Source organism: Marinicrinis lubricantis (assembly GCF_042658665.1).
In the GTDB taxonomy this organism is placed as follows: domain Bacteria; phylum Bacillota; class Bacilli; order Paenibacillales; family KCTC-33676; genus Marinicrinis; species Marinicrinis lubricantis.
On sequence record NZ_JBHSQV010000167.1, the window covers coordinates 41,145 to 47,490 of the forward strand.

The window sequence follows — 6,346 nt, forward strand, 5'->3', positions numbered from 1 at the left end:
AAGCTGCATAGTCAAGTGCTTTTCGGGTAGAGGAGGACTGCATTGATGGGACGGCTTGTTGGGTTTAACAAAATGAAAAGGTTAACCTCCTTAATAACCTCAAATGATAGGCCTGATCAAGAAATTACGCCAAATCAAAAGAAGGCAAATCTGTTGGCAATAGGAACGGAAAGCTATTCGATCGCTAGGAGCAAGCCTCATCGCTTATATTTCAATGGGAGGAGTTTATTGAAAAATCCTCTTGTACATATTGCATTGCTGACCATGCTGGTTTCAAGCATGGTGGACTTTAAGATGGAAATCGACAGCACCATTCCAATAGGGGAGGCGAATGCCGTGATGGATGTCATGGCAGCATGGGGAGAACAATCACTGAAGGTTGTAACCTATAACATTCACCATGGGCGCGGGCTAGACGATCAAGTCGATATCAGGCGGATTGCGGAGGAGCTTCGCGAAGAAGGAGCAGATATTATTGGGCTGCAGGAGGTGGATCGTTACAATATCCGGAGCGGCTTTAAGGATCAAATCGAAGCGCTTGGTGCCGAACTTGGCATGGCCTGGGCTTATGCACCGGCACTAAAGTTTGGAATCATCCAATATGGCAATGCAGTGCTTAGCAAATATCCGATTGAAGCCGCAGACCAATATGAACTACCCGGCAAAAGAGAAAATCGAACGCTATTGAGAGTTCAAATACGTTATGGTGATGAGCTGCTGGACGTCTGGAATACACATTTGGGTGTTTCAGAGGCCGATCGAAGAAAGCAAATGCCGCTGCTTTTGCAAATTCTCAAGACGGTGGAACCGAAAGAGCGTACTATGCCGACGATATTGCTTGGGGATTTCAATATGCTGGGCGATCATCCGCTGATGGAGGAGCTTCTGAGGGACTGGGAGAAGGTGCAGCCGCAGGGCTTGGCGGCTACAGTACTCAGCGGCTTGGAAATCGACCATATTTTATTAAAAGGGCATTTTTGGACAAGGGACGCGTTCACACTGCCTACGTATTCATCGGATCATAATCCGGTCGTCGCTGAACTCATCATTCCCAAGCGCGTGGTGACCGCTTCCCACCCCGTGAGCAAGTGAGCGAGGTTATATTCGTTTCGGTTCTATTTGTGTTAGAATAGAACCATGAACGAACAGATCGCTGTGAGAAAAAATCAATTAAGAAAACAGCTGCAGGAGACAATCGGCCAATTAGACAATTCTCGAAGAGAGCGTTTTTCCCGGGAAATTTGCAGACATTTGATCGAGTTTACTTCACAGCTCGGGGAATCGGGATTGCATCTTTTTATGTATTGGCCGTACCGGCAAGAGGTAAACTTGATTCCATATATGGAATGGGCATGGAGCAGGAACCACATCGTCCTGCTTCCGAGAACAGAGCCACAGACTTTGGAAATGATGCTGCATGCGGTATCCAGTGAAAATCAGCTCGTACCCGGCCCTTGGGGGCTTCGGGAGCCTTCTCCAAATCTTGCAGAGTGGACAAGTCTTGACCGGCTGAACCTCATATTGTTTCCCGGGTTAGGCTTTGACCATGCCGGCAGAAGATTAGGTTATGGAAAAGGCTTCTACGATCGCTGGTGGGACAAGTATGTGTCTTATTGTAAGGAACGGGGAAAGAAACCGAATGCGATTTCTGTCGCGGCTGCTTTCAGGTGTCAGATTGTTGATGAAGTACCTTCGGAAAAGCATGATACGCGTGTATCACATTTGTGGACGGAGCTGGGCCAATTGTTTTAGGGGTCTGCTGTCGCCGCATGACTGGCAAGTCTTTCAGTATGCGAAAAATTCACAATATTGTTGGATCACGTGCGAGATCATGTAGTATCGCTTGACAAAATCAAGTACAATATATAAAGCTGTCATAACAAAAAGCAGCCGTGTCCAGCTGAAGAAAAAATAAAACCAAGCCAGTTGTGAGAGAAGCATTTTAAAAGAATATTTCCGATGTCTTGCATCCTGCTGAAACCAAGCCCAAAATTGTAGAGATGGAGGAGTGCGAATGATGTGGAATGTGGCCATACTGAGTATTAGTGATTTTGTTTCTAAAGGAGAAGCGGAAGACACCAGCGCTCAAGTCATTCGCGAATTGATAGAAGAAGAGATGAGCGGGGAAGTTGTAGATTACAGAGTGGTGCCGCAGGCGATGGATGAAATTATGGCAGCGCTGATTGAGATGAGCGATTATTATAAAGCCGACCTCATCTTGACATCCGGTGGCATTGGATTGACCCCAAGGGAAGTGACGCCTGAAGCGACAGCCAAGGTGGTGGATCGGTTGGCCCCAGGCTTTTCCGAATTGATTCGGGCTCGGACGGACCAATCCAGCTTTCATCCGATGTTTAATCGAGGGATATCGGGGATTCGGGGGAAAACATTGATAATTAATTTACCGGGAAGCCCCAAATCCGTGCACGAAAGCTTAAATGTTATACTGCCGCAGCTGCCGCTTGCGATGTCGGCGATTAGCAGCAGAGGACAGGAGTACTCGGCTTAACCTGAAAATCACACATAAAATATATAATCAGAAAGGAAAGAAGACGTATGGGATTAGGCAGTATTGGCGTACCTGGATTAATATTGATTTTGATTGTGGCGCTCTTGCTGTTCGGACCGAATAAATTACCCGAACTGGGAAAAGCATTCGGAAAGACAATCAAAGAATTCAAAAAAGGCGCAAAAGACGTATTTGAAGATGACGATGATGCAGCTAAGGTGAAGCCGCAGCAGGCACAAGTTCAGGAAGCTCAGCCGGCTGGGCAAATGGAATCCAAACAAGAATCTAGAAGACTCCCTGAATAAGGGAGTCGATTTTTCGTCAGGTTGGTGTTGAAAGTATGGAACATCCGCAAGGTATGTCGTTTGTGGAGCATTTGACCGAATTGAGGAAGAGAATCGTACGCATCGTGATCGTGTTAGTCATTACGATGGTTGCGGGTCTGCTGTTGGCAAATCCGATCATCACCTATTTGAAAAGTGTTGAGCCGGCGTCTAAGATTGAGTGGAACGTATTCTCTCCCTGGGATTCGCTGCGTATCTATATGAACGTTTCTTTTTTGTTTGCGCTGCTGATCACGCTTCCTTTCGCATTATATCAGCTTTGGGGGTTTGCCAAACCAGGATTGGAACCTCATGAACGGAAGGCGACCGTAGGCTATATTCCGGCAGCTGTCGTTCTTTGTTTGCTTGGCATAGCTTTTGGGTATTTCATTGTTTTTCCGATGGCCTTTTATTTCTCTTCGTCTATTACGGAGAGTATGGGGCTGACGGAGACGTATGGGATATCGCAGTATTTTTCATTTATGTTCAACATATTAATTCCGATTACCATCGTGTTCGAGCTTCCGATTGTGATTTTGTTTTTGACGAAGATTCGCATATTAAATCCGTTCGTGCTTAGAAAATTTCGCAGAATCGCTTATTTGCTCATGGTGATTTTAGGCACCGTGATTACGCCGCCTGATTTTATTTCTGCATTATCGGTTGCCGTCCCGCTGATTCTGCTGTATGAATTAAGCATCTGGCTGTCCGCGAGGCTGTACCGGAAGCAGCTTGCGATGGATGCCCAGCGGGAGCTGGCTGAATAAGTTGAATAGGCTCTTTCTCAGATGTCATGATTGCGGCATAAGGGAGGGGGTTTTTTTTAATTCAATGAATGGTTTGCGCTGCGGGTGGATACAATGATGGAGGCGTGCAAAAAAAGAAGAAAAAAATGTATAAAAAATTGTCCAAAATGCGAGTGAACCTCTTGCATTCTACTTGTAAAATCAGTAATATAATAATTGTTGTTAGCACTCAAGTGATGATAGTGCTAACAACACATATTTACCTACAACCTATAATAATAACAAATCCACTAAGGAGGCGCATTTTCAATGATCAAACCTTTGGGCGATCGCGTAGTCATCGAGCCTATTGCTAAGGAGGAAACGACCGCAAGCGGAATCGTACTTCCAGATACGGCAAAAGAAAAACCTCAAGAAGGGAAAGTAGTTGCCGTAGGGAGCGGTACTCTGAAAGACGGAGAACGTATTGCTCTTGAAGTGAAAGAAGGAGACCGCGTGATTTTCTCTAAGTATGCCGGAACTGAAGTGAAATACGAAGGCAAAGAGCTTTTGATCATGCGCGAAAGTGATATTCTAGCAGTACTTGCGTAAGAAAAGACGCTTCAACCAAGTGAATTGAATTCGTAACGTTAAATATACAGGGAGGTTCAAATTCATGGCAAAAGTAATTAAGTTTAGTGAAGAAGCTCGTAGATCTATGCTGCGCGGTGTAGATGCTTTGGCAGATGCCGTTAAAGTAACACTGGGTCCTAAAGGACGCAACGTGGTGCTGGAAAAGAAATTCGGCAGCCCGCTGATCACGAATGACGGTGTAACGATCGCGAAGGAAATCGAGCTGGAAGATGCATTCGAAAACATGGGTGCACAGCTTGTTAAAGAAGTAGCGACGAAAACGAACGATGTAGCTGGGGACGGAACAACAACGGCTACCGTATTAGCTCAAGCGATGATTCGTGAAGGCTTGAAAAACGTAACGGCTGGCGCGAATCCAATGGTAATCCGCAAAGGGATTGAAAAAGCGGTAAGAGCTGCTGTAGAAGAGCTGCAAAAAATCGCCAAGCCGATCGAAGGCAAGCAAAGCATCGCTCAAGTTGCTGCAATCTCTGCTGCGGATGAGGAAGTTGGCGAGCTGATCGCAGAAGCCATGGAGAAGGTTGGCAACGACGGTGTCATCACGGTAGAAGAATCCAAAGGCTTCGTTACGGAGCTTGAAGTCGTTGAAGGAATGCAGTTCGATCGCGGATATATCTCTCCTTACATGGTGACAGATTCCGATAAGATGGAAGCTGTATTGGAAAATCCATATATCCTGATTACGGATAAGAAGATTTCCAGCATCCAAGACATTCTTCCTGTATTGGAGAAAGTCGTTCAACAAGGTAGAGCGCTTCTGATCATCGCTGAAGATGTGGATGGTGAAGCATTGCCAACACTCGTGCTGAATAAACTTCGCGGTACGTTCAACTGCGTAGCTGTTAAAGCTCCTGGTTTTGGCGATCGCAGAAAAGCAATGCTTGGCGACATTGCCGCTTTAACTGGCGGTCAAGTGATCACCGAAGAGTTAGGATTGGAATTGAAATCTACGACAGTAGAGCAATTGGGTAACGCTCGTCAAGTTCGTATTACGAAAGAAAATACGATTATCGTTGACGGTTCCGGAGATCCTCAAGATATTTCCGCTCGCGTCACTCAAATCCGTACACAATTGGAAGAAACCACTTCCGAATTCGACAAAGAAAAGCTGCAAGAGCGTCTGGCTAAATTGTCCGGCGGCGTAGCGGTTATTCGTGTAGGTGCTGCGACTGAAACCGAATTGAAAGAACGCAAGCTTCGCATTGAGGATGCGCTCAACTCCACACGCGCAGCTGTAGAAGAAGGTATTGTAGCCGGCGGTGGTACGGCGCTGATGAACGTATACAACGCGGTAGCTTCCGTCTCCGCTGAAGGCGACGAGAAAACAGGCGTGAACATTATCCTGAAAGCTCTGGAAGCACCAGTTCGCACGATTGCTTTCAACGCAGGCGTTGAAGGATCCGTTATCGTAGAGCGTCTGAAAACAGAAAAAGCTGGTACAGGTTACAATGCAGCAACGGGCGAGTGGGTAGACATGATCGCAACAGGTATCGTGGACCCTGCGAAAGTAACTCGTTCCGCACTGCAAAACTCCGCTTCCGTCGCTTCGATGTTCTTAACAACGGAAGCAGTCGTTGCCGACAAGCCAGAAGAAAACAAAGGCGGCGCAGCGATGCCTGACATGGGCGGCATGGGCGGTATGGGCGGCATGATGTAAACTGAGGGCTGAGCCCTTGCGTAGCAAGGGTTCCTCCTCGGGGCAACACTGATTGCCCACATTTTGCCCACATTGCGTAAAATGAAGACACCTTGGAGTGATGAAATCACTCCAAGGTGTCTTCTATTATTATTTAGGATCTGTTATTGTTTAATGCTGATTTTCGAGCAAAAGAAACCGCCTCTTATACGGGTGGTGATTGCACTATCGTATCCCGTTAGTTGAATCATCAATCACAAGAGGTCAGATAGCTACTCCTGCACAATCGAATCCCGTCTTAGTTGAAACATAGTGAGCATTTGACAAGTATAATTGCAAATCTTATAATGTATGCATGTGCATGCAAATATAAAGTCCAGCGGTATGATGTCAAGTCCCTGATTCGTGTAAATTGGAAAAAGTTTTGAGGATAACCTCCTACGAGTCAGGAAAAAAGGCATCACGAAACTAACCCAGTTGAAAATGGCAGTGATTTACC

Annotated in this window: 7 protein-coding genes; all 7 read left to right on the forward strand. The window is 46.2% G+C overall.

The genetic code is table 11. The features are described 5' to 3' along the window. Positions 1 to 228: 228 nt before the first annotated feature. The gene (locus ACFPXP_RS14610) at positions 229 to 1,092 is read left to right on the forward strand and encodes an endonuclease/exonuclease/phosphatase family protein (RefSeq protein ID WP_379895046.1); all 864 of its coding nucleotides are present in this window, start codon (positions 229 to 231) and stop codon (positions 1,090 to 1,092) included. A gap of 45 nt (positions 1,093 to 1,137) precedes the next feature. Beyond that, positions 1,138 to 1,752 carry a 5-formyltetrahydrofolate cyclo-ligase gene (locus tag ACFPXP_RS14615; protein WP_379895047.1) on the forward strand — a complete coding sequence of 205 codons (615 nt, stop codon included), beginning with the start codon at positions 1,138 to 1,140 and terminating at the stop codon, positions 1,750 to 1,752. 262 nt (positions 1,753 to 2,014) lie between these two features. Beyond that, positions 2,015 to 2,509: a MogA/MoaB family molybdenum cofactor biosynthesis protein gene (locus tag ACFPXP_RS14620; protein ID WP_379895048.1), complete on the forward strand. Its 495-nt coding sequence runs from the start codon at positions 2,015 to 2,017 to the stop codon at positions 2,507 to 2,509. Between the two features lie 47 nt (positions 2,510 to 2,556). Continuing rightward, on the forward strand, positions 2,557 to 2,814 hold the full coding sequence (gene tatA, locus ACFPXP_RS14625; protein ID WP_379895049.1) for a twin-arginine translocase TatA/TatE family subunit: 258 nt from the start codon (positions 2,557 to 2,559) through the stop codon (positions 2,812 to 2,814). A 35-nt stretch (positions 2,815 to 2,849) separates the two neighbouring features. Then, on the forward strand, positions 2,850 to 3,599 hold the full coding sequence (tatC, locus tag ACFPXP_RS14630; RefSeq protein WP_379895050.1) for a twin-arginine translocase subunit TatC: 750 nt from the start codon (positions 2,850 to 2,852) through the stop codon (positions 3,597 to 3,599). Positions 3,600 to 3,887: 288 nt separating this feature from the next. Further along, entirely contained in the window at positions 3,888 to 4,169 is a 282-nt protein-coding gene (gene groES / locus ACFPXP_RS14635) for a co-chaperone GroES (protein ID WP_379895051.1), read from the forward strand. A gap of 64 nt (positions 4,170 to 4,233) precedes the next feature. Then, positions 4,234 to 5,868, forward strand: a complete 1,635-nt coding sequence (groL, locus tag ACFPXP_RS14640; RefSeq protein ID WP_379895052.1) for a chaperonin GroEL — start codon at positions 4,234 to 4,236, stop codon at positions 5,866 to 5,868. Positions 5,869 to 6,346 lie beyond the last annotated feature (478 nt).